General features: G+C 35.8%; 24 protein-coding genes, 1 riboswitch and 1 other annotated feature. Of the genes, 15 read left to right on the top strand and 9 right to left on the bottom strand.

Going from position 1 to position 26,025, the window contains the following annotated elements:
- Nucleotides 1-49 precede the first annotated feature (49 nt).
- Entirely contained in the window at nt 50-628 is a 579-nt protein-coding gene (locus J2Z81_RS06160; protein ID WP_029269898.1) for an ECF transporter S component, read from the top strand.
- Nucleotides 629-715: 87 nt separating this feature from the next.
- Nucleotides 716-1,486 (top strand): NRDE family protein, encoded by a 771-nt coding sequence (locus J2Z81_RS06155; RefSeq protein WP_029269896.1) that lies wholly within the window; start codon nt 716-718, stop codon nt 1,484-1,486.
- 57 nt (nt 1,487-1,543) lie between these two features.
- Here the strand turns inward: J2Z81_RS06155 and J2Z81_RS06150 are convergent, their stop codons facing one another.
- Nucleotides 1,544-1,927 (bottom strand): hotdog fold thioesterase, encoded by a 384-nt coding sequence (locus tag J2Z81_RS06150; protein WP_029269894.1) that lies wholly within the window; start codon nt 1,925-1,927, stop codon nt 1,544-1,546.
- A 17-nt stretch (nt 1,928-1,944) separates the two neighbouring features.
- The gene (locus J2Z81_RS06145; RefSeq protein ID WP_029269892.1) at nt 1,945-2,874 is read right to left on the bottom strand and encodes a 1,4-dihydroxy-2-naphthoate polyprenyltransferase; all 930 of its coding nucleotides are present in this window, start codon (nt 2,872-2,874) and stop codon (nt 1,945-1,947) included.
- Nucleotides 2,875-3,050: 176 nt separating this feature from the next.
- On the opposite strand from J2Z81_RS06145, the gene J2Z81_RS06140 reads away from it, so the two are divergent.
- The 8 genes from J2Z81_RS06140 to ytkD all read left to right on the top strand — a co-directional run bounded on the left by J2Z81_RS06140 (nt 3,051) and on the right by ytkD (nt 11,128).
- A complete protein-coding gene (locus J2Z81_RS06140; RefSeq protein WP_226370926.1) occupies nt 3,051-4,436 on the top strand; it encodes an isochorismate synthase in 1,386 nt (461 codons plus the stop codon).
- 4 nt (nt 4,437-4,440) lie between these two features.
- Nucleotides 4,441-6,186 carry a 2-succinyl-5-enolpyruvyl-6-hydroxy-3-cyclohexene-1-carboxylic-acid synthase gene (gene menD / locus J2Z81_RS06135; protein ID WP_226370925.1) on the top strand — a complete coding sequence of 582 codons (1,746 nt, stop codon included), beginning with the start codon at nt 4,441-4,443 and terminating at the stop codon, nt 6,184-6,186.
- 6 nt (nt 6,187-6,192) lie between these two features.
- Nucleotides 6,193-7,002: a 2-succinyl-6-hydroxy-2,4-cyclohexadiene-1-carboxylate synthase gene (gene menH, locus J2Z81_RS06130; protein ID WP_029269888.1), complete on the top strand. Its 810-nt coding sequence runs from the start codon at nt 6,193-6,195 to the stop codon at nt 7,000-7,002.
- Between the two features lie 19 nt (nt 7,003-7,021).
- Nucleotides 7,022-7,840 (top strand): 1,4-dihydroxy-2-naphthoyl-CoA synthase, encoded by an 819-nt coding sequence (gene menB / locus J2Z81_RS06125; protein WP_029269886.1) that lies wholly within the window; start codon nt 7,022-7,024, stop codon nt 7,838-7,840.
- Between the two features lie 127 nt (nt 7,841-7,967).
- On the top strand, nt 7,968-9,440 hold the full coding sequence (locus J2Z81_RS06120) for an o-succinylbenzoate--CoA ligase (protein ID WP_226370924.1): 1,473 nt from the start codon (nt 7,968-7,970) through the stop codon (nt 9,438-9,440).
- A gap of 196 nt (nt 9,441-9,636) precedes the next feature.
- Complete coding sequence (locus tag J2Z81_RS06115; protein WP_029269882.1) at nt 9,637-9,957, top strand: hypothetical protein; 321 nt, start codon at nt 9,637-9,639, stop codon at nt 9,955-9,957.
- Between the two features lie 126 nt (nt 9,958-10,083).
- The gene (locus J2Z81_RS06110; RefSeq protein WP_051681487.1) at nt 10,084-10,602 is read left to right on the top strand and encodes a hypothetical protein; all 519 of its coding nucleotides are present in this window, start codon (nt 10,084-10,086) and stop codon (nt 10,600-10,602) included.
- A gap of 37 nt (nt 10,603-10,639) precedes the next feature.
- On the top strand, nt 10,640-11,128 hold the full coding sequence (gene ytkD, locus J2Z81_RS06105) for an RNA deprotection pyrophosphohydrolase (protein WP_226370923.1): 489 nt from the start codon (nt 10,640-10,642) through the stop codon (nt 11,126-11,128).
- Between the two features lie 30 nt (nt 11,129-11,158).
- Here the strand turns inward: ytkD and J2Z81_RS06100 are convergent, their stop codons facing one another.
- From J2Z81_RS06100 to pckA, 4 genes are all read right to left on the bottom strand, one after another.
- Nucleotides 11,159-11,968 (bottom strand): ABC transporter permease, encoded by an 810-nt coding sequence (locus tag J2Z81_RS06100; RefSeq protein ID WP_226370922.1) that lies wholly within the window; start codon nt 11,966-11,968, stop codon nt 11,159-11,161.
- Complete coding sequence (locus J2Z81_RS06095; RefSeq protein WP_226370921.1) at nt 11,952-12,767, bottom strand: ABC transporter ATP-binding protein; 816 nt, start codon at nt 12,765-12,767, stop codon at nt 11,952-11,954. The genes J2Z81_RS06100 and J2Z81_RS06095 overlap by 17 nt, the downstream gene beginning before the upstream one ends.
- Nucleotides 12,768-12,780: 13 nt before the next feature.
- Nucleotides 12,781-13,770 carry an ABC transporter substrate-binding protein gene (locus J2Z81_RS06090; RefSeq protein ID WP_029269874.1) on the bottom strand — a complete coding sequence of 330 codons (990 nt, stop codon included), beginning with the start codon at nt 13,768-13,770 and terminating at the stop codon, nt 12,781-12,783.
- 156 nt (nt 13,771-13,926) lie between these two features.
- The gene (gene pckA / locus J2Z81_RS06085) at nt 13,927-15,516 is read right to left on the bottom strand and encodes a phosphoenolpyruvate carboxykinase (ATP) (protein WP_226370920.1); all 1,590 of its coding nucleotides are present in this window, start codon (nt 15,514-15,516) and stop codon (nt 13,927-13,929) included.
- 222 nt (nt 15,517-15,738) lie between these two features.
- Nucleotides 15,739-15,844, top strand: a riboswitch (SAM riboswitch).
- Between the two features lie 203 nt (nt 15,845-16,047).
- Between pckA and metK the strand changes: the two genes are divergently transcribed.
- Together metK and asnB are read left to right on the top strand one after the other, a co-directional pair.
- Entirely contained in the window at nt 16,048-17,250 is a 1,203-nt protein-coding gene (gene metK / locus J2Z81_RS06080; RefSeq protein WP_029269870.1) for a methionine adenosyltransferase, read from the top strand.
- A gap of 140 nt (nt 17,251-17,390) precedes the next feature.
- Complete coding sequence (asnB, locus tag J2Z81_RS06075; RefSeq protein ID WP_029269868.1) at nt 17,391-19,295, top strand: asparagine synthase (glutamine-hydrolyzing); 1,905 nt, start codon at nt 17,391-17,393, stop codon at nt 19,293-19,295.
- 65 nt (nt 19,296-19,360) lie between these two features.
- Here the strand turns inward: asnB and J2Z81_RS06070 are convergent, their stop codons facing one another.
- Nucleotides 19,361-19,888 (bottom strand): gamma carbonic anhydrase, encoded by a 528-nt coding sequence (locus J2Z81_RS06070; RefSeq protein WP_226370919.1) that lies wholly within the window; start codon nt 19,886-19,888, stop codon nt 19,361-19,363.
- Nucleotides 19,889-19,980: 92 nt separating this feature from the next.
- Between J2Z81_RS06070 and J2Z81_RS06065 the strand changes: the two genes are divergently transcribed.
- Entirely contained in the window at nt 19,981-21,063 is a 1,083-nt protein-coding gene (locus J2Z81_RS06065) for a tetraprenyl-beta-curcumene synthase family protein (protein ID WP_029269864.1), read from the top strand.
- Nucleotides 21,064-21,088: 25 nt separating this feature from the next.
- Here the strand turns inward: J2Z81_RS06065 and J2Z81_RS06060 are convergent, their stop codons facing one another.
- Nucleotides 21,089-21,649 (bottom strand): class I SAM-dependent methyltransferase, encoded by a 561-nt coding sequence (locus tag J2Z81_RS06060; RefSeq protein ID WP_029269862.1) that lies wholly within the window; start codon nt 21,647-21,649, stop codon nt 21,089-21,091.
- Between the two features lie 165 nt (nt 21,650-21,814).
- Nucleotides 21,815-22,030 (top strand) — a binding site (T-box leader).
- Nucleotides 22,031-22,102: 72 nt separating this feature from the next.
- Between J2Z81_RS06060 and leuS the strand changes: the two genes are divergently transcribed.
- Nucleotides 22,103-24,517 (top strand): leucine--tRNA ligase, encoded by a 2,415-nt coding sequence (gene leuS / locus J2Z81_RS06055; RefSeq protein ID WP_226370918.1) that lies wholly within the window; start codon nt 22,103-22,105, stop codon nt 24,515-24,517.
- A gap of 42 nt (nt 24,518-24,559) precedes the next feature.
- Here the strand turns inward: leuS and J2Z81_RS06050 are convergent, their stop codons facing one another.
- Entirely contained in the window at nt 24,560-25,327 is a 768-nt protein-coding gene (locus tag J2Z81_RS06050; RefSeq protein WP_226370917.1) for a hypothetical protein, read from the bottom strand.
- Nucleotides 25,328-25,433: 106 nt separating this feature from the next.
- On the opposite strand from J2Z81_RS06050, the gene J2Z81_RS06045 reads away from it, so the two are divergent.
- Nucleotides 25,434-25,742, top strand: coding sequence for a rhodanese-like domain-containing protein (locus J2Z81_RS06045; protein ID WP_029269856.1), 309 nt, complete (start codon nt 25,434-25,436; stop codon nt 25,740-25,742).
- Nucleotides 25,743-26,025 lie beyond the last annotated feature (283 nt).

Here is a 26,025-nt window from a genome sequence, read left to right as displayed (position 1 = left end):
TCATCACAAGACGAGATGGGAATCGATTAGATGAAGGGAGAGAATGGTGATGAAAAATACATCATCATCAAAATTAGTAAAACTGGTTATTTTAGCATTACTGGGAACAATTTCACTTATCTTATTTTTCTTGAATTTCCCGTTGCCATTTTTACCACCTTATTTAAAAATTGATTTTAGTGAGGTTCCGGCTTTAATGGCTGCTTTAATCTTCTCGCCGTTTGCTGGTGTAATCGTAGTCGCGATTAAAAACATCCTTTATCTGGCAGTGACAGGAGCAGCGGACCCAATAGGTGTGATTGCAAATATTATAGCAGGGGTTATGTTTGTCGTACCTGTTGCTATCCTATATCATAAATATAAAGGGGTAAAAAGCATCATTTCTGGATTAGTTTCCGGAACAATTATCATGGCAATTGGAATGAGTATCTTAAATTACTTGCTCATACTACCAGCATATGCATGGTTTATGGGCTGGGAAATGACTGATAAAGTAAAATGGCTTACTATAATCGGAGGAGTATTGCCATTTAATGCAATTAAAGGAATAGTAATTGGTCTTTTATTTGTGCCTTTATTCATTAAAATGCGCAGTTGGATTGAACAAAAGCAAACAAGCTTTGTATAGATAGATGTAAAAAGAAGCCAGTCCCATAAGGTGATAGGGATTGGCTTTTTTACTTGGTTTTCGTATTAATAAACAGGAGGATTATTCATGTGTTTAATTAACTTTCAATTGCATGATCACCCAATCTATAAATTAGTATTAGCAGCAAATCGCGACGAATTTTATGAACGTCCAACAATGCCAGCACATTTTTGGGAAGATAACCCAAACATACTGGCAGGACGTGATTTAAGGAGAATGGGCACTTGGCTTGGTGTGACAAAGAAAGGACGTATTGCTGCATTAACAAATTTTCGTGAAGCAGATCAGCAAAATACGAATAAAATTTCAAGGGGAGAACTTGTAAGTGCTTATTTGTCAGGAAACATGGGGCCCCAAAATTATCTCGAATCCATACAAAAAAACGCTAATAATTATTCCGGTTTTAACTTAATAGTAGGAAATCCGGATCATTTATTTTATTTAAGTAATAGACAAAATAAAATATTAGAGATTACTGCTGGCACACATGGATTAAGCAACCATTTCTTAGACACACCTTGGCCGAAAGTAGTTAAGGGAAAGGAAAAACTGAAAGAACATATAATGGAACAGGAAACGATAAATATAAACAAGCTATTTCAATTTTTGACTGATATGGAAGAAACAGAAGATATAAATTTACCAAATACTGGTGTAAATATAGAATTAGAACGAAAACTTTCACCCTTATTTATTAAAATACCTAATTATGGTACGCGTTCGTCTACGATTTTACTTGTGGATAAATCAAACCACCTGACATTTGTTGAACGTACATATAGTAAGGGAAAATTCCAATGTGACAATCAATTTACTTTTCAAATTGAACAAAGGTAAGCATCATGGGAAGATATAAAAAACACGCTTTATTTCTGAAGCGTGTTTTTGCTAAATCTATTTTTTTGGAACTACCCCAATCGTACATCTTGAAACACATATAAGCCTATCTTCTTCATCCGTTATTTTAATTTCCCAGACCATCGTCGTTTTACCAATGTGACTTGGTGTAGCTTTTGCAGTAACAATTCCATCTCGTTTACTTTTGATGTGATTGGCATTAATTTCTATACCAAAAACATTTGATATCTCTGGGTCAATGTTTAAGTAGGCACCTATACTAGCAGCACTTTCAGCAAGTGCAATACTAGCCCCGCCATGCAGATACCCAGCTGGCTGATGTGTACGTTCATCGACAGACATCGTCATTTCTACTAGATTTTTATCTAATGAAGCAATTTCAATCCCAAGTGCTTCCATTAATGTGTTTTTTAGATCCATCATGCATGCTCTCCTTTTTATATAAAGTGGCTAATAAGCAATGAAAGTCCAAGTAAGATACCATATAAAGTATTAGTTTTTCCTGTAGCAATCATTGCAGGTAGCATTTCAATAGGTTTTGTTTTTCCTTCGAAATTTTTTATTACATTTCGTGCCTTTATGCTACTAAGTATTACAACAATAGATAAAATAGGTAAAATACCAAGTATAATATAAAGAACGGTCAGGACGTAAGATGCAGTAAATAAAAATCCCATTAATTTAACCGCTTGTTTACGTCCGATTAAAATAGCAATTGTTTTACGTCCGTTTTGTTTATCTCCATCTAAATCACGAATATTATTGGCAAGCATAATGCTGGCGATAAATATAGCAACAGGGATAGAAATGAGTATAACATCAACGGTAACTGAGAGTGTCTGGATATAATAACTGATGCCGATAATAACTGTTCCCATAAAAAAGCCAGAAAATAGTTCCCCTAGGGGTGTGTAAGCAATTGGAAAGGGGCCCCCGGTGTATAAATATCCAAAAAGCATCGAGATAAGACCAATTACTGCGATCCACCAACTTGACTCCATGCATATATAAACACCAAGTAGTATGGCTATTCCAAAAAAGGTAAAAGCAAGGTTTAAGATTGTCTTTGGTGCGATACCATCACGAACAATGGTACCGCCGATTCCAACTGACTGTTCGTTATCCAAACCGCGAATAAAATCATAATACTCATTAAACATATTTGTAGCTGCCTGTATAAGAATAGAAGCTAGCAGCATAGCTAAAAATAACCTAATCTCTATTGTACCATCATTAAATGCAAACATGGTACCAACAAAAACAGGAACAAAAGAGGCTGTTAATGTATGTGGGCGTAGCAGACGCCACCAGATTTGAAAGCCTTCTTTTTCATTTAGGACTTCTTTTATATTTGTTTTATCTTGCATTATTGTTCTCCTCCTGAATTTTCGTCCATATCATTCTAAGTCTATGTAATTCTGTGAAGTGTGTCAATGAGCAAGTTAGACTAGCTAGGGAAAGACTTTCCTTGAGAAACCATTAAAAAGAGAATAAAATAGAGAAGGGTATTTTGCATCGTATGTTTAACGGAGGTTTATATTAGATGATTGAAATGAAGGAAGACCAAATAGAATTTCTGCTTAGTAAAGCGATTGATCAAGTGAAAACAAATGGAGAAATTCAGCTCGTTAGTTTTACCAAACAAGTAAATAGAATAGATCCTCTTGTATTTTTTGAAGCGGCAAAAATGTTAGAAAAAAATCGAATTTTTTGGTCTAGTACCGCTGATGATTTTTGCGTAGTCGGCGTCGGAAAGGCATATGATATTGTTGCAAACAAATCAAGATATAACGAAACCGAGAAAGAGTGGAATAAACTCTTACAAGAAGCAATCATTCATAATCCGTATGAGGTAGCAGGTACAGGTCTACTTGCACTAGGCGGTATGTCTTTTGATCCTAAACGAGAAAGATCCAGTTTATGGGAAAACTTCCAGCCAAGCCGATTTACGATACCAGAATTTTTATTAACCAAAAACAATAACACCACTTATTTTACAATTAATATTCAAGTAACGAAAAATGATCATCCAAAACAGATGCTGAGGGCATGTAAACAAGCTGAGAAGAAATTGTTTAATACTTTTATTAAAATCCCCCAGGGAGTTGGGATTAAGTCGAAGGAAGAAAAAAACCCTGAAGCGTGGAAGCACAGTGTTCGCCTTGCAAAGGAAAAGATTGAAAAGAATGAAGCAAAAAAAATTGTGCTTGCAAGGGAATTACGCTTAGAACTAAAGAATAAAGCAGAAATCTCCGCTATTATAGATAAATTGATTAAAACACAAGCAACTAGTTATATTTTTGCGTTTGAAAACGGGAATGACTGTTTTATAGGTGCAACCCCAGAAAGATTAGTAAAACTGGAGAAAAACCAGTTGCTTTCCACATGTTTAGCAGGAACTGCACCTCGTGGAAATACGAAGGAAGAGGATACAAGAATAGGTATCTCACTTCTAGACGATGAAAAAAATAGAGAGGAACATGATTTTGTTGTAAAAATGATTAAGCGTGCAATAAATGATTATTGTACAGATATCGATATCCCGGGTAAGCCCGTTATTTATCCTTTAAAAAATTTACAACATTTATTTACACCTGTTATAGCAAAACTTAAGGATAAATACAGTATTTTTGACATTGTTAGAGAGCTACACCCTACTCCAGCGCTTGGAGGAACCCCGACAGAAGAATCATTAGCCTTTATTCGCGAACATGAGCAATTAGATCGCGGCTGGTATGGAGCGCCAATTGGCTGGCTGGACAGTAATCAAAATAGCGAATTCGCGGTTGCCATACGTTCTGGCCTTATAAAAGGGGATAAAGCATCCTTGTTTGCAGGATGTGGTGTAGTAAAGGACTCTGATATTGAAGCAGAATATGAAGAAACAAATATTAAGTTTCTGCCTATGCTATCCGTTTTAGGAGGATAAGGGAATGAACCATACGGAAAGATTAACACGGTATGTGGCGAATTTTGTCGATGAACTTGCCAAAAATGGATTATCAGACGTGGTGATTTCACCAGGGTCAAGGTCAACACCACTGGCTATGACATTAACAGAACATGAAGGAATAAACACTTGGATTCATATAGATGAGAGATCTGCCGCTTTTTTTGCATTGGGAATGGCAAAACAAACCAAGCGTCCTGTCGCTATGGTATGTACCTCTGGAACTGCAGCTGCAAATTATTTTCCAGCTATTGTAGAAGCGTATTACAGTAGAGTTCCACTAGTCATTCTAACAGCGGATCGTCCGCATGAACTTCGAGACGTCGGTGCTCCGCAAGCAATAGAACAAATTAAATTGTACGGGGATTATGTTAAATGGTTTCATGAAATGGCATTACCTGAGGCTTCATCTAAGATGCTAAATTATGCCAGAAGTAAAGCGGCAAGGGCTCTTTATTTAGCACAAGAAGGGAATGCAGGACCAGTACATTTAAATTTTCCCCTCCGGGAACCGCTTGTTCCAGACTTTTCAATAAAACAATTGTGGGAGCAAGAAAAAGAGGACTCGTATCATCCTGCATACGTAGGTGAAAAGATATTAGACGAACCTCAATTAAAACAACTTCTTGATGATTTAAAAAACAAAAAAAGAGGTTTATTTGTATGTGGCCCTCAAGTAAGTGAAAGCCTTGCTGAAGCTATTACGACATTAGCATTAAGGTGGAATATACCTATTTTAGCTGACCCACTATCCCAAATTCGATCAGGAAAACATGATAAAAATCATATCATTGATGGGTATGATTCCTTTTTGCGTCATGAAGCGATTCGCAAGCAACTCGAACCTGATTTTATTATCCGCTTTGGGGCGATGCCAGTTTCAAAGGCATATCTTTTTTATGTGAAAGATCACCATCAAACAAAACAATTTATTGTGGAAGAAAATGAAGGGTTTCGTGAGCCAGCCGGCAATCAATCAACTTTTATTTTCGCTAACCCTATCTTGCTTTGTAAGGATTTAACCGTTGCATCAGAGGAGATAAATTGTGACCCACATTGGATAGGTCAGTGGAGAGAAATGAACACAATTGCTCAAAAAGAGTTATTCAGGTTAAAAGAAAAAAATGAGAAATTGACAGAAGGAGAAGCAATACGACTTTTATTTGAAGTTGTTCCTGAAGAAAGCACATTATACGTGGGAAATAGTATGGCTATTCGTGATGTGGATACCTTTTTCATGACGACATCTAAAACATTAAGACTTCTAGCAAATCGAGGGGCTAATGGGATAGATGGTATGGTCTCTAGCAGTCTTGGAGCCGCAGCCTCAGGCGAGCATATCACATTAGTGATAGGAGACTTGTCATTCTTTCATGATTTAAATGGTCTCTTGGTTGCGAAACATTACCAGCTTAATATAACGATTTTATTAATAAATAATAATGGTGGCGGGATATTTTCATTTCTGCCGCAAGCGGGTGACGATAAACATTTTGAAGCATTATTTGGAACTCCTATAGACATCGACTTTAAGCATGCAGTGACAATGTATGGAGGAAATTATTCTTGTGTGTTGAAGGAAGAGGAGTTAAGAATTGCACTCCATAAAAGTTACAAGCACAAAGGGATAAACATTATAGAAGTAAAAACAGATCGAACCGAAAATCTTAAATGGCATCAAAGTAAGTGGCGAGCAATAGAAAATGAAATTTTAAATCGTGAGTGGTGAAATATTTTGTATTTTAAAATAGAAGATGCGAAATATTGGTATGAAATTGATGGAAATGGTCCGCCTGTTGTCTTATTCCATGGATTTACCGGCAGCACATCTACGTGGTATTCGGTAATTCCCGTTTTGAAGGAACACTTTCAAATTATTACGGTCGACTTGCCGGGCCATGGTAAAACAAGAACACAATCTCCTAGAACAATGGAGGCTTGTTGTTTTGACATAAAGCAATTGTTATTTCATTTAAAACTTTCTGAGGTTCATCTCGTAGGGTATTCAATGGGAGGTAGAACTGCGTTATCTTTTGCAATGTTTTACCCTGAAATGGTTACTTCATTATGTTTGGAAAGTTCTTCTCCGGGGTTAAATTCTACAGAAGAGCGTATGAATAGGGCTGCAAATGATGAAAAACTCGCAAGCAAAATAGAGCAAGATGGATTAATAGCATTTGTTCATTACTGGGAAAATATCCCGCTTTTCCACACTCAAAAAAGATTATCAGCAGTAGTCCAGCAATCCATTCGACAAGAACGATTAGCGCAGACGGAAGAGGGTTTAGCCCGATCTTTAAGATACATGGGAAACGGAAAACAACCTTCCTGGTGGTCGGAGTTAACTAGATTTGAGAAGCCAGTATTATTAGTTGTAGGCAGTGACGATCAAAAATTTATTCAAATTAATAAAAGGATGAAAAAACGTATTAAATCAAGTGATCTAGTGATTGTTGATAATTCAGGGCATGCAATTCATGTGGAACAACCTAAAATATTTGGTAAAATAGTAACTGCGTTTATTTTAAAAATAAATTCATTGTAATTACATAAGGAGGATTTCTATGACAGTCGAGTGGAAACAAGCAAGAGAGTATCAAGAAATTATTTATGAAAAATATAATGGAATCGCGAAGGTAACAATGAATCGTCCTGAAAAACATAATGCCTTTACTCCATTAACAGTAAATGAAATGATTGATGCTTTTGCTGATGCGAGGGATGACTCATCCATTGGTGTAATTATTCTGGCTGGAGCTGGAGATAAAGCTTTTTGCTCAGGCGGAGATCAAACTGTAAGAGGTCATGGTGGATACGTAGGGGAAGATCAAGTTCCGCGTTTAAATGTATTAGACCTACAGCGACTAATTCGAACGATACCAAAGCCAGTTGTCGCGATGGTATCAGGCTATGCTATAGGTGGAGGACATGTACTGCATGTTGTATGTGACCTAACGATTGCAGCGGAAAATGCTGTATTTGGACAAACAGGTCCAAAAGTCGGCAGCTTTGATGCTGGATATGGGGCAGGATATCTCGCACGCATGGTTGGACATAAACGTGCACGCGAAATCTGGTATTTATGCCGCCAGTACAATGCTGAGGAAGCATATGAAATGGGCATGGTAAATACTGTTGTTCCATTAGAAAAGTTGGAAGAAGAAACACTTCAGTGGTGTGAAGAGATGTTACAAAAATCACCAACAGCCCTTCGTTTCTTGAAGGCATCATTTAATGCAGATACGGATGGTTTAGCAGGTTTGCAGCAAATTGGTGGAGATGCAACGCTTCTTTATTATACAACGGACGAAGCAAAAGAAGGACGAGATGCGTTTAAAGAAAAAAGAAAACCGGATTTCAAGCAATTTCCGCGTTTTCCTTAATCTATATTTTTCAAAAGAGGCTTTCTTAGGAAGCATATGGTTGACCCCCTCTAAAGTATTTTACATAGAGGGGGTCAACTCATTAGGAAAAGCCTCTTTTCAATTACGTAAGGAGGCTTTATAAGTGATGGCTGAAACGATACCACATTGGTTAAGTAAAAGAGCAGAACTATCACCTGATCAAACTGCAATAGAATTGCCAGATGGTTATCATATGACATTTTTAGAATTGGCTTCTGCAAGTCAAACATTTGCGAAAAAATTAGCTGAAAATGGAGTGAAAGAAGGTTCTCACATCGGAATTCTATCTAATAACAGTATAGATATGGTGATTACTATTCATGCGTTAAGTTATCTGGGAGCTGTTTCGGTTATGCTGAATACCAGATTAAAAGAGGAAGAATTAAATTACCAAGTGAAAGATGCAGATGTATCCTTCATCATTGTCAGCGATGAAATGGAAAATAGAATCAGAAAAATGAAATTTCCCGTTTCTGTTTTGATTAACACATTTTCCCAAATAGAACAATCAACAGAGAAAAATACCGAATTAAAAACAGAAATAAATATAGATAATGTATTTACAATTATCTATACATCTGGTACTACAGGTTTTCCGAAAGGTGTTATGCATACATATGGAAATCATTGGTGGAGTGCAATCGGTTCTGCATTAAATCTAGGGTTATCTGAAAATGATAAATGGTTAGCTACATTACCAATTTTTCATGTAGGCGGATTATCCATTTTTATCCGCAGTGTCATTTATGGTATACCCGTTTATTTACTGGAAAAGTATGATCCAGCATTAATTCATGAAGCTATTATGAAAAAAGATGTTACCATTGTTTCTGTTGTAACGATTATGCTCAAGGAATTAGTTCAATTACTTGGAAATAACCATTATCCAACTGCATTTCGTTGTATGTTGCTTGGAGGGGGTCCGGCTCCAAAGCCGTTATTAAATCAAGCAAAAGCAAGAAGAATACCAGTATTTCAATCATACGGCATGACAGAAACTTCGTCACAAATAGTTACCTTGAGTCCAAAAAATGCATTAGAGAAGATAGGTTCTGCAGGAAAGCCTCTGTTTCCAGCACAGTTAAAAATTGGTAATAACAAGGGCGAACATGTTGGGGAGATTTATGTAAAAGGTCCAATGGTTGCGTCGGGATATTATAAAAATGAGACCGCTACTCAAAAAGCTTTACGTAACGGTTGGCTAGCTACAGGAGATCTTGGTTATGTAGATAATGAAGGATTTTTATACGTCGTTGATCGCAGGAATGATTTAATTATTTCTGGTGGAGAAAATATATACCCTTCTGAAATTGAAAGTGTACTTGCAGGTATGGAACAAATACATGAAATTGGTGTCGTTGGAAAAAATGATGTGAAATGGGGACAAGTTCCAGTAGCTTTTGTCGTGAAAAATGAGGAACATGTAACTTCAGAAGACATTGTCAATTATGCAAAAAATGCTTTAGCGAATTACAAAATTCCAAAAGAGCTTTATTTTGTAGCATCCTTACCTAAAAATGCTTCGAATAAGCTATTGAGGAATAAGTTAATAGAGCGATTAGAAAAACGTAACAAATGACGTATTTTGTTATTTTTCATTAAAATTTGTATAATTATAGTTTAAATTCTTCTGCATGGTACCGACCCCCGAAAGTTAGTTTTCTACTCTAGCTTACGGGGGTCGGTACCTTTAATGAGTGCTCTTTTTTTAAAAAAATTTAAAATCCATACATGCTTCTGCTTTTTTGAGCCAAATTAAAAGTAGGAGGTGCTGTATGGAAAGAAAAAGATATTATGTAAACGTAGGTACACATGAGATTTCTCAAATACCTTATGGAAATAATAGCATTTTTACCATTTATGCAACAGATGAAGAAATTAGTATATTACGAGCTAAAATGGATAATATGCACGGAGCTGGTATAAGATCTTTTTTTAGAGCACATGTACCGATTCTGGCATATCATAAGGATAAGTCGAACGATGATTATGATTTTGGTTTAAATGAAGCCTTACAGCTTATTTATGGACTAGGTGATGAACAAACAAAAGCGCACATCGAAAGTATGAATGTTTTAAAAAATGATTATATGTAAAGAACGAAAGAATAAGATGGGAAGCTATCTTATTCTTTTGTATGTAAAGTTGTTTATCCTTTTGGAATTGAAGGAATATTATAAGTAGGACAGGCTTATATATAAAATCTAAGGGGGAACTTTACGATGAGAACACATAAAGCAAAGTATTTATTATGGATGTTATGTTCTGCCATTTTATTTTCCTTATTCATTTTTCAAACAAATAATCTGAAAATAATATCTGCAAAAAATGTTCATAGCATAACACAAGAGGAAGAAGATCAATCATTGTCCCATGAACAAATCGCTTCATTAACTGATCAATTTATGGATAAATTAATACAAAAAACGAAAAATAATAAAGTATTAGAATATGATACAAAAGAAGGGTTAACACACGCTTTTAATCAAATAGCAACAAGCAGTGTTGTGTCAACATATATAGAATATTATTATCATGAGAAACAGGATGGTTTGTACCTAAAAACAACTGCAAAACCGCCTTGGTTTAATAAAGAAAATGATTATGATATGGTACAATTAGAGAGTAATAAAGTGAAGGTGAAGCAAGTAAATGATTCTGCTTTGTATGGCACCTATACGATTGTATATGAATTTACAAGAAATAAATCATGGAAAATAACGGATATTACACATTTATAGTATGAGAATAAGAATATGAAAATGAGGCAGCTGGAACATGTATACTTTTAGAGATTACTACCATAACGAAGTGAATCTTTCATTTAATGATCATCCTTTTTCAAAAAAACCAAAACATGTATGGGTTATTTGCAGACATAAGGATAAATGGCTCTTAACAAAGCATAAAGAGCGAGGACTTGAATTCCCAGGAGGAAAGGTAGAGGAAGGTGAAACAGCTAAACAAGCAGCCATTCGTGAAGTGAAAGAAGAAACGGGTGCTAAAATTAAAAGGATTAATTATATTGGACAATATTTTGTTTCTGGAAAAAGTGGCAGTATTATAAAAAATGTTTATTACGCTGAAATTGATGAGATCATTGACCAAGAAAATTATTTCGAAACGGAAGGACCAAAAATGATGAACAATATACCATCGAATATAAAACATAATAACCTTTACAGTTTTATTATGAAAGATGGTGTTTTACCACATTCATTGAAATATATAAAAGAAAATTTTCAACATAAGCATCGTCTATTATAATGAGATATAGACGATGCTTATATTTTTGAGCTATTCATGTGTATGTTTGATCAGCCAACTTTCTATTTTTTCAACTATTTTGTACATAATTGCTGCAAAAATGGCAATGAGTAATAAACTGGACATTACCAATGAAAAATCAAACACTTGGAATCCGTAAATAATTAAATAGCCTAAACCTTCTTTAGCGACAAGAAATTCACCAACAATAATACCAACCCATGAAAGACCGACATTTACTTTAAGAGTGGAAATCATCGCCGGTAATGTAGCAGGAAACACTGCTTCTTTAAAACATTGCCATCGCGTAGCACCAAAACTTTTTAAAACCTTCTCATAGTTTGGATCGACTTCTCTAAAAGCTGAATAAACAACTAGTGTGGTTATAATAACGGATACGATTGCTCCCATAATGATTATAGAAAAATAGCCAGGTCCTAGTGCTACAATAATAATTGGCCCTAAAGCGACCTTTGGCATAGCATTCATAATAACAAGATAGGGATCCATGATTCTTGAAAATCTGATGGATGCCCATAAGGATGTAGCAATGATAATACCTGCAATCGTCCCTATAATAAATCCTAATATTGTTTCAAATAGCGTAACTTGCAAGTGAATGAACATCGAGCCGTCTGCAAATTTATCCATCATTAAACCAATTATTTTACTTGGTGAACTAAATATTAATGGATCTATCCAGTATAAGCTGCTTGCTAATTCCCAAACAGAAAAAAAACCAATAAAAATGATTAGTTGCCATGTTATAACGATTTTCTTTTCACGTTTTTGTTTATTTTTATATTGTTGAAAGAGGTAATTATCAGGATTTTGTTTCATCGTTCTTTGCCCCTCCCATCGATTTTAAAGAAGTGCTCTCTGTTTTATTTAATTCATCCCAAACTTTATCAAAAAGCATTTGATATTTTGGATGTCTTCGGACGAAGAAGGGGGTTTCATTTCGTAATTCAACCGGCACCTCGAATGTTTTAGCAATGTTGCCAGGATTAGCATTCATAACAAGAATGCGGTCACTCATGGAAATAGCCTCACCAATATCATGTGTTACTAAGATGGCGGTTTTGTGATAGCTTTTTAACAGCTTTGATACTAAGTTTTCCAATTTCAATTTTGTTAAGTAATCAAGTGCAGAAAAAGGCTCATCAAGCAATAAAATTTCCGGATTCGTTATTAATGTTCGAACTAAGGCTACTCGTTGCCGCATGCCACCGGACAGAGAATCCGGAAATTCCTTTTCTATATCTGTTAAGCCAACTTCCTTTAGTAGCTTTTTTGCCTGACTCATTTTATACTCTGATTTATCCTTACGTATTTTTGGCCCTATTAAACAGTTTTCTATAATGGTCTTCCAAGGAAACAAGTAATCCTGCTGCAGCATATATCCAATAGGCAGTTCAGACTCCTCTAGAGGTCTTTGTTTTAATAAAACCTTTCCAGAAGTGTGTTTCATAATTCCAGCAATAATAGAAAGAATCGTTGATTTTCCACAGCCACTCGGGCCAAGGATTGAAATGAATTCCCCTTCCTTAAGATTAAAAGAAATATTACTTAAGGCTTTTGTAAAACTATTCTTTGTGAAATAGTGATGTGATACGTTTTCGAGGGTAAGAAATGACATATGGTTTTCCTCCTTACTCATTTGCGACCTCTTCAGCCAGTTCGGTGTTAACTAGCTCATCGTATGGCACATCTTCTTTGAGTTCTCCAGCTTCATTCATAATTTCTTTAAGATTCTCCCAATCCTCCTCTTTTAAGCTAGGGTTCGTTGCAAAAGAGTCTTGGTCTTTATATCGTTGGATAGAGGTGGTTAAAATATCTAATTCGGTATCTTCAAAATAAGGTTGGATGACTTTTGCTATTTCTTCAGCACTATTTTCCTCCACCCACTGTTGCGCTTTATAAATAGCTCTTGTAAATCTTTTTGCTTCATCTTTATTTTCTTTTAAATAGCTCTGTTTTGCCATAAACCCGGTGTATGGAACATTGCCTGATTCTTCTCCAAAAGATGCAATAATATGGCCTTTTCCTTCTTTTTCGAACACACTAGCAGTTGGTTCGAATAATTGAACATATTCTGCATCACCAGAAACAAAAGCACCAGGTATATTTGCAAAATCAACATTTTGCAATAATTCTAAATCGTTATGTGGATCGATGTTATTTTTTTTCAAAACAAATTCACCTACCATCTGAGGCATTCCACCTTTGCGCTGCCCAAGAAAAATACTGTCATTTAGATCTTTCCATTTAAATTCAGGGTGTTCTTCTTTCGCCACTAAAAACGTTCCGTCGGTTTGTGTTAAATTTGCAAAATTAACTGCATAATCTTTTGAGTTCTGCGTATAAACATAAATAGATGTTTCTGAGCCAACAAGTGCTATATCTGCACCATCAGATAATAATGCTGTCATCGTTTTATCCCCGCCCCACGTCGTCTGTAATTCTACATCTAAATTTTCCTCTTCAAAAAATCCTTTCTCTAATGCAACGTACTGTGGAGCGTAAAAAAGGGAACGCGTAACTTCAGCTAATTTTATAGATGATTTTTCATTTGTGTTACAAGCAGTTAATAATATAAGCATTAGACATGAAAATAAGGCGACAAATTTGATTTTCGTCATGCCGATCGTTCCTTTCTTGAAAATGGTAATGGGTCTGAAATAGTTTATGTAAGGATTAAAAATGTGTGAATGCCTATATTAAGAGGAGGGAATAGGAAGATAACGCATTATTTACATATAAAAAAACCGATCTCAAGATAGGAGATCGGTTTTTATTTACTCAGAATAATATAATGGGCCAGCTTGCTTTATATCCTGACTAGCGTTTGTAAACTTTTTAAAGTTTTTATGGAATTTCATGGCAAGTGCTTTTGCCTCAATATCATATGCCTTTTTATCTGTCCAAGTATTTTTAGGAATTAATACCTCGTCTGGTACACCTGGAACATTCAATGGTATTGATAATCCAAAGATTTCGTCCTGCGTTGTTTCCACTGTATTGAGTTCACCTTCTAATGCAGCATGTATCATTGCACGGGTATAAGATAACTTCATACGTTCTCCAACACCATAAGCACCACCAGTCCAGCCTGTATTAACTAGGAATACATTTGAGTTAAATTGATCGATTTTCTCACCGAGCATCTCTGCATACGTTGAAGGAGCAAGTGGTAAGAAAGGAGATCCGAAGCACGCTGAAAATGTTGCTTGTGGATCTGTTACACCACGTTCAGTACCGGCTAATTTACTTGTGTAACCACTTAAAAAGTGGTACATTGCCTGTTCTTTTGTTAATTTACTTATTGGTGGAAGTGTACCAGATGCATCTGCAGTTAAGAAAATAATCGTATTCGGATGACCAGCTATACTAGGCGTTACAATATTATCAATATTCTCCAGTGGGTATGCTGCTCTTGTATTTTCGGTGAATGATGTATCATCATAATCAGGATTACGTGATTTATCATCAATAACGACGTTTTCCAGTACAGAGCCAAATCGAATAGCATTATATATTTGCGGCTCTTTTTCTTGGGAAAGGTTAATACATTTTGCGTAGCACCCTCCCTCGATATTGAAAATACCATTCGGACTCCAACCATGTTCATCATCACCGATTAACCGGCGGTATGGATCAGCGGATAAAGTTGTTTTACCTGTACCTGACAGTCCGAAAAATAGAGCAACATCACCTTCTTGGCCCACGTTCGCGGAACAATGCATAGATAATACTTCACGTTGTGGAAGTAAGTAATTCATTACAGAAAAAATAGATTTTTTAATTTCACCTGCATATTCTGTACCGCCAATTAAGACAATTTTCTTTTTAAAAGATATTAATACAAATGCCTCTGAATTAGTACCATCCACTTTAGGATCTGCTTTAAATGACGGTGCTGAAACAACTGTAAATTCAGGTTCGAGTGTTTGAAGTTCTTCTTTAGAGGGACGAACGAACATTTGAGTTGCAAATAAATTATGCCATGCATATTCATTAAATACTTGAATTGGTACACGGTATTTTGCATCTGCTCCAGCATATCCCTTAAAGTGGAATAATTTTTCCTTATCCTTAAGGTAAGAAACGACTTTTTCATATAGTGTATTAAATACGTCTTCATTAATTGGTTTGTTGACTGAACCCCAATCAATTAAGTCTTCACAAACTTCATCACGGACAATAAAACGGTCTTTTGGCGATCTTCCAGTATATTTTCCTGTTTCAGCACGAACGGCCCCAGTAGCTGTTAATATGCCTTCCCCACGTTCCAAGATTTGCTCTGCTAATCGTGGAACTGATAAATTATGTTGGATACCTTTATGTTCTAAGAGATCTTTAAATATTGACTGCTTCACGGTGTTCATAAGTTAAATCCCTGCCTTTTTATATGCGTTAATTTTTTTAAAAGCCAAATATCAAATAAATAAATAATGAAATTATGGTTAATAGTATAACACATTAATAAAAATAGTCCATACTATTTTAAAAATAGTTTATGAAAATATCGGAGAGATGTTACGATGAGAAAAAGTAAAAGTATTGACATCCAATTGCTATTTCGTTACGATGAAATCCGAACGGATACTCTCTTATTCAGAGTCGGTGGAGGGACAGCCCTGATGAAGCCCAGCAACCATCACACTTGTGAAAAGGTGCTTACCTGATGCAAGGTTCAACCTTGAACAATAAGAGTGAAAGGCAATAACCCTTTCCTCAGATAGCAGGAAGGGCTTTTTTAGTTTTCACTTTGGATAATAAAATTATGAAGAAATTTTCTTTTTTAGAAAATGTTTGTTTAAAATCAAAATAAAATACTTTTTGATTTGATGATTTTTCTATATGCTAAAAACTGGAAAATAGAGATCCGTACCATATTTTAGAGAGGATTTAATCATATGAATATGAAAAATCGCCATCTATTTACATCGGAATCGGTGACAGAAGGACATCCAGATAAGATTTCTGATCAAATTTCTGATGCCGTTTTAGATGAAATTTTAAAGGAAGACCCAAATGCTCGGGTAGCTTGTGAAACGACAGTAACAACAGGTATGGTATTAGTTTCAGGGGAAATTTCAACAAATACTTATGTGGATATTCCAGCAATTGTTAGACAAACAATCAAGGATATTGGCTATACACGGGCGAAATATGGATTTGACGCAGAAACATGTGCAGTACTTACTGCGATCGATGAGCAATCTCCTGATATTGCCAGTGGCGTAGATCAAGCATTTGAAGCGCGGCAAGGACAAATGACTGATGAGGAGATTGCATCAATTGGTGCGGGAGATCAAGGGTTGATGTTTGGTTTTGCAAGTGATGAAACCGAAGAGCTAATGCCATTGCCCATCTCCCTTGCACATAAGCTTTCCAAACGGTTGGCTGATGTAAGGAAAGAAGGATTACTCAATTATTTGCGTCCGGATGGAAAGACGCAAGTAACAATTGAGTATGATGAAAATGGTAACCCAATCCGCGTAGATACGATTGTGATTTCGACACAGCATCATCAAAAAATGACCATCGAACAAATTAAAAAAGATATGGTGGAATATGTGATTCGTCCTGTGGTTTCACCAAATTTACTGGATGAGAGAACAAAATATTTCATTAATCCGACAGGACGTTTTGTCATAGGTGGCCCCCAAGGTGATGTCGGATTAACCGGCCGTAAAATCATCGTTGATACGTATGGTGGTTATGCTCGACATGGAGGGGGAGCATTTAGTGGAAAAGATGCAACGAAGGTTGATCGTTCTGCGGCATATGCTGCCCGCTATGTTGCAAAAAACATCGTCGCAGCTAAACTTGCAAAAACATGCGAGGTACAACTTGCTTATGCTATTGGAGTCGCTGAACCTGTATCGATTACAATCAACACATTTGGAACAGGTGTTGTAAACGAAAATATATTGGTTGAAGCAATTCGTGAATTATTTGATTTACGACCAGCTGGTATTATCCGTATGCTTGACTTAAAAAAACCAATCTTTAAACAAACAGCTGCTTATGGTCACTTTGGAAGAACCGATATTTTATTTCCATGGGAGAAGACAGATAAAGTGGAAGAATTAAAGGCGCTGACATTAAAGTAATAATTTTAAGGGGGGTATTGTATGAATTTATACAATATCCCTTTTATTTAAAGGAAAACAGAATCAAATAATTATATCGGGATCAGCCATTTTATGATATAATTTTAACGATTCAACATGACTGGAAGAGAGGCTAGAATATGTGTGGTTTTATCGGTATGATCCGTAACAAACAAAATATTTTAGATAATGAAGAAATGGACTTTTTTCAAAAGCAAAATGACCTTATAACACATCGTGGCCCTGACGATGAGGGCTATTACCATGACCAATATGTGTCATTCGGCTTTAGACGTTTAAGTATTATTGATATCGATAATGGTGCACAACCATTAAGCTATGATAATGATAAAATATGGTTGATTTTTAATGGAGAAATATATAATTTTGTGGAATTACATAGAGATCTGCAAAAAGAAGGATATACATTTGAAACAGACTCTGATACAGAGGTCATTGCAGCGCTTTTTTCTCAACATAAAGAAAAAGCTTTCCAGTATCTAAGAGGTATGTTTTCTATTTTGATTTGGGATAAAGAAAATGAGACACTCTACGGTACTCGAGATCCTTTTGGCATTAAACCTTTGTTTTATTATGAAACTGAGAATGGTACATTATTTGCCTCTGAGAAAAAAAGTATTGCATTAATGATGGATAAGCAGGAAGTAAATCAAGAGGCATTGCATCATTATTTAAGCTTCCAGTTTGTTCCAGAACCGATGACAATGACTACGGGGATAAAAAAAGTAGAGCCAGGTCATTACTTCATACAAAAACCTGGAGAGCCCATTGCATTTCATCGTTACTGGAAAGCAACATTCAACCCTGTATTAATGGACAAGCAGGATTGGATAAAACGAATTCAAGATAGCCTGTATGATTCTGTTCACGTTCATATGCGTAGTGATGTTCCTGTTGGATCGTTTCTATCCGGTGGCATAGACTCCACACTCATCGTTGCCATGGCAAAGGAAATTAATCCAAATATTAAAACATTTTCGGTTGGTTTTGAGCGTGAGGGATTTTCAGAAATTGATGTAGCGAAAGAAACAGCTGATAAGTTAGATGTTGAAAATATTTCTTATGTGATAACTCCAGATGAATATCTTGAAAAGCTTCCGAAGATTATGTGGCATATGGATGATCCATTAGCAGATCCGTCATGTGTGCCGTTGTATTTTCTTGCTCGTGAGGCACGCAAGCATGTTACAGTCGCTTTATCAGGTGAAGGATCAGATGAACTATTCGGTGGATATAATATTTACCGTGAACCGGAGTCCTTAAAATTGTTTGATTCAATCCCAACACCTGCTAAAAGTTTGCTAGCTAAAGTTGCAGAAGTATTGCCTGAAGGTGTAAGAGGAAAGAGCTTCTTAGAACGTGGTACAACGCCATTACAAGAGCGTTATATTGGTAATGCAAAAATGTTCGAAGATGATGAGAAGCGGCAAATACTTAAATATCATAATGAAAATATATCTTATCAGCAAATTACTGGTAAGTTATTTGACAATGTACGCGATTATCCACTCGTTAATCAAATGCAGTACGTTGATATCCATACATGGATGCGTGGCGATATCTTATTAAAAGCGGACAGAATGACGATGGCAAATTCGCTTGAAGTACGTGTTCCATTTCTTGATAAAAAAGTATTTCGAGTTGCAAATGGAATTCCGGTTGACCTTAAAATTGCAAACGGGACAACGAAGCATATTTTACGTGAAGCTTCACGGGGTGTTATTCCTGATCATGTTCTTGATCGTAAAAAGCTTGGTTTTCCAGTACCAATCCGTCATTGGCTAAAGCATGAGTTATATGATTTTGCTAAACAGCTGATTCAGGAAAGTCAGACAGATCATTTACTTTATAAATCTTATGTTCTTGATTTGCTTGAAGCTCATTGCCGAGGCAAGGGAGACTATAGCAGAAAGATATGGACTGTTCTCATGTTTATGCTTTGGCATCAAATATTCGTAGAAAATAAGTTTGACATATCAGAATTAAGCAAACCAGATAAAGAGATAGCAAAAGTAACCAACTAAATAATATATTCAAAATGACCAAAAGCAGGCAAAACAGTTATATACTGAAAGCCTGCTTTTATAGATTAAAATGGTAGCCCTAAAGAGGTATTATTTTTATAATATTTTCCTCTTTCAACATAAGCAGTTCGTACACGTTCTAATTCTTTATAGTCTTTTTCGGATAGTTCTCGAACTACTTTAGCTGGTCTGCCTAACGCTAGTGTATGTGGCGGTATTTTTTTTCCCGGTGGAATTAAGCTACCAGCTCCAACAAACGCACTTTCTCCTACTTCAGCGCCATCCAATAGTAAAGAACCCATACCTATTAAAGCGTTTTTCCTGACGGTTGCTGAATGTAATCTAACTTGATGGCCGATTGTTACGCCGTCTTCGACAATAACTGGCATATCAGGGCTTTGATGGATCATAGATAAATCTTGAACACTCACTTCTTTACCTATTATTATTGGTGCAATGTCACCACGAAGGACGGTATGGAACCATATGCTGGATGCCTCATCAATGCTTACATTTCCAATCACTGTTGCATTATGTGCAATAAAAACTGTTTCATGAATAGAAGGGTGAATGTCTTCATAAGGGTGTATCATTTGAAATCCTCCTGATTATTTGATGATATATGTAGTATAGCAAAAAAAATTGATTAAAATAGATTTGAAGTTTTAGAAATGGAGGTAGCAGGGTGGTTGAACGAATACCAGGAACCGTACTAACTTTAATATTTTCTGTGTATCGAAAAATATTTCCTCAGGTTGATCTAGAATTACATTTTTGGCAAACTCGAGCGGAGGGGATACCAAATAGTGAGCTTCGTTCACAAGCTCTTGCAAGTATCGAAACGAAACGTTTTCATTGTCAGGGAGGTGCTGTTTATGCCTTGTTGGCAGGGGAGGAATGGAAAGAAGCGATACGTTTTATCGTTGCCTACCAGACTATAAGTGATTATTTGGATAATTTGTGTGACCGGAGTACATCAATGGATCCCAACGACTTTCGTTTACTGCATCAGGCCATGGTTGACGCTCTAACACCAGAAAATAAACCGAAAAATTATTATGCATTAAGGGATGAACAGGAAGATGCGGCCTATTTAATTGATCTTGTTAAAACCTGTCAAAGAGTGGTTGACCAGCTGAACTTTTCACCAACGGTATATGAGTGTATGATGAAACTTGAAGGTCTATACGAAGATCTTCAGGTTCATAAACATGTTACTGAAATGGAGCGAATACCCCGTTTGACGAAGTGGTATGAAAAAAATAGAGGGGACTGGGCATCGTTGAAATGGTATGAATTTGCAGCAGCTGCTGGCTCCACATTAGGGGTTTTTTGTACTGTGTCTTATGCCTTAAAGGGGAAACTTACGGATCAGCTTGCTCAGAAAATATACGATGGTTATTTTCCGTTTATGCAGGGCTTACATATTTTATTGGATTATTACATTGATCAACAGGAAGATAGGTATGAAGGGGATTTGAACTTCTGCAGTTATTATCCAAATGGCGAGAAAATGAAAAAACGCTTTATTTATTTTATAAAAGAGGCGGATAAACATGTACAGCAACTTCCTGACTCCAAGTTTCATGAAATGATACATCACGGATTAGTCGGGTTATACCTAGGTGATCCGAAAGTAAAGCAATTGTCCAGCGGGGCAGAAATGAAAAAAGAACTGCTTGAAATCAGCGGACGTAAAGCGAAGTTTTTTTATTGGAATACAATCATATATTACCGTTTTAAAAATACGAAAAACAAGCCCTTATGAAGACACAGGCTTGTTTTGTTAATCATTATTTTTTCTGAATAGCTAATAAAAAAGGCGGATTATTTTTTTGATTGATAAAATCGTAACGTAATACATGGTACTTTTTTTGATCAAGATTCATGACATAGCTGAGGATCATTTCTTTTTCTTTTTTTCCTCCCTTATGACCATGGTATACAACGATAACAATGAGCCCGTTTTGTCTTAAGAAACCTAAGATACTTTTTATAGATGAAATGGTGGATTCACCTTGTGTAATAATTGTTTTATCACTTTTTGGCAAATATCCAAGATTAAAAATAGCAGCTCCGACTTTACTTTCAGAAGATAAATATTCAGATACATTCACGTGACTGTCATGAATGAAAGATATATTCGAACAGTTATGACCTTCTACTAAAGCCTTAGCGTTTTTAATTGCTTGATCCTGTATATCAAATGCTAGGACATGCCCCTCCTTGCCGACTTTTTTACTTAAAAAAAGTGTGTCGTTTCCATTTCCGCAAGTTGCATCAATAACTGTTTCTCCATTTTGTGTGGATAAAGCAAGTAAATAATGAGAATAATTTAAAATACCTTTTAACATAAATAGTTACAAACCCCTCTTTTTTATTACGCTATAATAAGTTTAACACGATGGAAAGATAATCTAAAAAATTTGTTTTTGCTATTAAACACTGGAATCTAAAGTATTCCAAATGTATTGTCTTGACAAAGTATATTGAATTCATTAAAATTCGATATAATAACTCAAATAACGACGCGCTGGAGTAGTAATAATCGTATTCAGGTTTAGAGAAACAGTGGCTGGTGAGAACTGTTCCTGAATTGTTATGAACTCACCTGCAATGTTGCAGAAGTGAATAAGTAGTTTCTGCCGTACATCTGCGTTAAAGATATAAGTGAACGTACATACGATATGCGTTAATTTGGGTGGTACCGCGGGAAAAAGCTTCTCGTCCCTTTTTAGGGATGAGTGGCTTTTTTTTAGATAATTGCGGAAAAAGCTGGTTTTATCAGGAAGAAGGAGGTAATCATAATGAGTTATAACCATCGTGAAATCGAAAAGAAATGGCAACAATATTGGTTAGAGAATAAAACATTTAAAACGGACACGCATTCAAAAAAAGAAAAGGTATATGCGCTTGATATGTTTCCCTATCCATCCGGATCGGGTTTGCATGTAGGGCATCCAGAAGGATATACAGCGACAGATATTATCTCTCGGATGAAACGTATGCAAGGATATGAAGTATTACATCCAATGGGTTGGGATGCTTTTGGTTTGCCTGCAGAGCAATATGCGCTCGATACAGGGAATAGCCCGGCAGAATTTACGGAAGAAAATATTAAAACATTTAAAAGACAAATTCAAGAATTAGGTTTCTCCTATGATTGGGATCGGGAAATAAACACAACAGATCCTAGTTATTACAAGTGGACGCAATGGATTTTTACAAAACTTTATGAAAAAGGTCTAGCTTATATGGATGAAGTACCTGTTAACTGGTGCCCTGCATTAGGTACGGTTTTAGCAAATGAAGAAGTGATTGACGGAAAGAGTGAACGTGGTGACCATCCTGTTATCCGCAAACCAATGAAACAATGGATGCTGAAAATTACGGCTTATGCTGATCGCTTACTTGAGGATTTAGAAGAGCTAAATTGGCCTGAAAGTATAAAAGATATGCAGCGCAACTGGATAGGCCGTTCTGAAGGGGCAGAAGTTATATTTTCTATCGATGGGCATGATAGAGGAATTAATGTATTCACCACAAGACCTGACACGTTATTTGGTGCAACTTATGCTGTTTTAGCACCAGAGCATCCTTATGTTAAAGAAATTGTAACTTCAGAGCAAAAGGAAGCGGTTGAAGCATATATAAAAGAAGTACAAACAAAATCTGATTTGGAAAGAACTGATTTAGCAAAGCATAAAACAGGTGTCTTTACCGGTGCTTATGCTATTAATCCTGTAAATAATGAAAAAATGCCGATCTGGGTAGCAGATTATGTGTTGATGACGTATGGTACTGGAGCAATCATGGCTGTTCCTGCACATGATGAGCGAGACTTTGAATTTGCATCAAAATTTAATCTGCCAATTACAGAAGTTGTTTCTGGTGGAGATATTTCCAACGAAGCATATACTGGCGATGGGTTACTAATTAATTCTGATTTTCTGAATGGTCTAAATAAAGATGCGGCAATTGAAAAAATGATAGAATGGCTTGAAAAAAATAGCAAAGGTACAAGGAAAGTGACTTACCGTCTTCGTGACTGGTTATTTTCACGTCAAAGATACTGGGGTGAACCAATTCCAATTATTCATTGGGAAGATGGGACAATGAGCGCGGTTCCCGAAGAGGAATTACCTTTGGAGTTACCTACATTAGAAGAGATAAAACCATCTGGAACTGGAGAGTCCCCACTAGCTAATAGCGATTGGGTTAATGTGACCGACCCAGAAACCGGAATGAAAGGACGACGTGAAACAAACACAATGCCACAATGGGCAGGCAGCTGCTGGTACTTCCTAAGGTTTATAGATCCGGATAATAAGGAGCGGCTAGCAGATCCTAAAGTATTAAATGAGTGGTTGCCGGTCGATATATATATTGGGGGAGCAGAACATGCAGTACTTCACTTATTATATGCACGTTTCTGGCACAAGTTTTTATATGATATTGGAGTTGTACCAACGAAAGAACCTTTTACGCAATTATATAACCAAGGAATGATTCTTGGAGAAGGTAATGAAAAAATGAGTAAATCAAAAGGAAATGTTGTTAATCCAGATGATATTGTAACTTCTCATGGTGCCGATACTTTACGCCTATATGAAATGTTTATGGGGCCTCTTGATGCTGCAGTTGCTTGGTCAACAAGTGGTTTGGACGGCGCACGTCGTTTTCTTGATCGTGTATGGCGTCTGATTATTACGGACGAGGGTAAAATTTCTGAGAAAATTTCAGAGACTTCGGATGATTCATCGATGGATAAAGTCTATCATGAAACAGTAAAAAAAGTTACTGAGGATTATGAAAATCTGCACTTTAATACGGGTATTTCTCAACTGATGGTGTTTGTGAATGAAGCTCAAAAAGCAAAGATGATTCCTAAAAAGTATATAGAAGGATTTGTTAAATTACTTTCGCCTATTGCGCCACATATTGGTGAAGAATTGTGGAATCGTCTTGAAAATACTACAACTATCGCATATGAAGAGTGGCCAACATATGATGAAACAAAACTAGTCGAAGATGAGGTCGAAATTGTTTTACAGATCATGGGCAAAGTACGTTCAAAAATCCGTGTTTCAAAAGATATACCAAAAGAAGAACTTGAACAAAAAGCACTCTCAGATGAAAAAATCCAGGAATGGATTGAAGGAAAAACGGTTCGAAAAGTTATCGTTGTTCCTGGAAAGTTAGTCAACATTGTTGCAAATTAAAATGAAAAGGATCTCAACTATAAAGAGATCCTTTTCATTTTTTTAATCTTCACGAACCCATTTTGTTTTCAAAATGATCCAATCCCCTTTTTCGTAATACCAAAGCGTTTCTATGGTACCGAGTTGATCAGTATTCTTAGTAGCATTAATTTGTTGAAAACTTTTCATTCCCATACCTTTACTTTTACTAATTAATTTCGGTTCAATAAAGGAGATTGGATTTACAACTGCAGAAGTGGGCTTTTGTAATTCACCTTGTTCATTATAAATACCTAATTGGACATATTTAGATGCTTGATTTTTTATATTTACAATTTCAGAATCTGCATCATGGGATATTCGAATATCGACTTTAAAATTATCTTTGAATTTACCTTGTATATAATCCTGCTCAGGCAAGGGAATTTCAGTGGCCTTTTCATTTTTAAGTGTATACAATTGATAATTATACTGTTCGTTATTGTCTTTAGATGCACTCTGGTATAACATATCATTCACCTTATTATGCGTTAAATCATTAAATAGAATAGTCGGCTTATATCCACTTTCAAAATGAATTTTCCACTGTTGATTATATTTCCCCTTTATATTCGCCCAAACTTTATGGAAGTAATCCGAATCTTCGGATAGTAAAACACCTTTTAATTTGATGGTTTCCTTTAAACCATCTCCAGTAATATCTTCTTCATATGTTTTGATAACTACAGGTTCGGGTTCTTCTCCCTTTTCATTTGCAAATGTTACAAAACCTAAACTGAAAATAAAAAAAGTTAAACATAAAGGAACTAGAGCGTAAAATCTTAATTTCATACTAATCTCTCCAATGTGATCAGGTGAAATTATTTTGTGTTAGATATTGAAAGCTATACGCAAAAAAAGTATTATTGAATGGAAAATAAAAAAAAGGATGAATGAGATGGAAAATATAAATGAAATAACACCAAATAAATTGCAGGAGTTAAAGGAAACGAATCAAGGGATAGAGATAATTGATGTTCGTGAAGATGAAGAAGTTGCACAAGGAATGATTGAAGGCGCAAAACATATTCGTTTAGATAAAATTCCTGAAGAAATGAAGGATTTAGATAAAAGTAAACACTATGTACTTGTATGTCGTTCTGGAAGAAGAAGTATGAATGCTGCATTATACTTAAATGAAAATGGATATAAAGTTTCTAACTTGGTTGGTGGAATGCTTGATTGGGATGGAGAAATAATTATTTAAAACTTTATCAAATTGGCATGAGGTATAATGTGAAAAAAATCATAAAAAAGTGTTGACTTTTTTGTTCTTCGGTTGTAAAATTATTTTTGCTGTCAACGAAAGGATGAAATGAACGCTTTGAAATGAGCGAATTTCGTTGGATTGACAAACTATATGTAACATGATATAATCATTCTACTATAAAGATATTGCTCTTTGAAAACTGAACAAAACAACCAGTATGTCAAGAATATAGATGATAGCTTGTGGTTGTGGATGCAGATCAACTGATCTAAATTCATGA

This window comes from Virgibacillus alimentarius (assembly GCF_017874635.1).
Taxonomy (GTDB): domain Bacteria; phylum Bacillota; class Bacilli; order Bacillales; family Amphibacillaceae; genus Virgibacillus_B; species Virgibacillus_B alimentarius.
The sequence above is the reverse complement of the archived record's forward strand: the minus strand, read 5'-3'. Positions and strand labels throughout refer to the sequence as shown.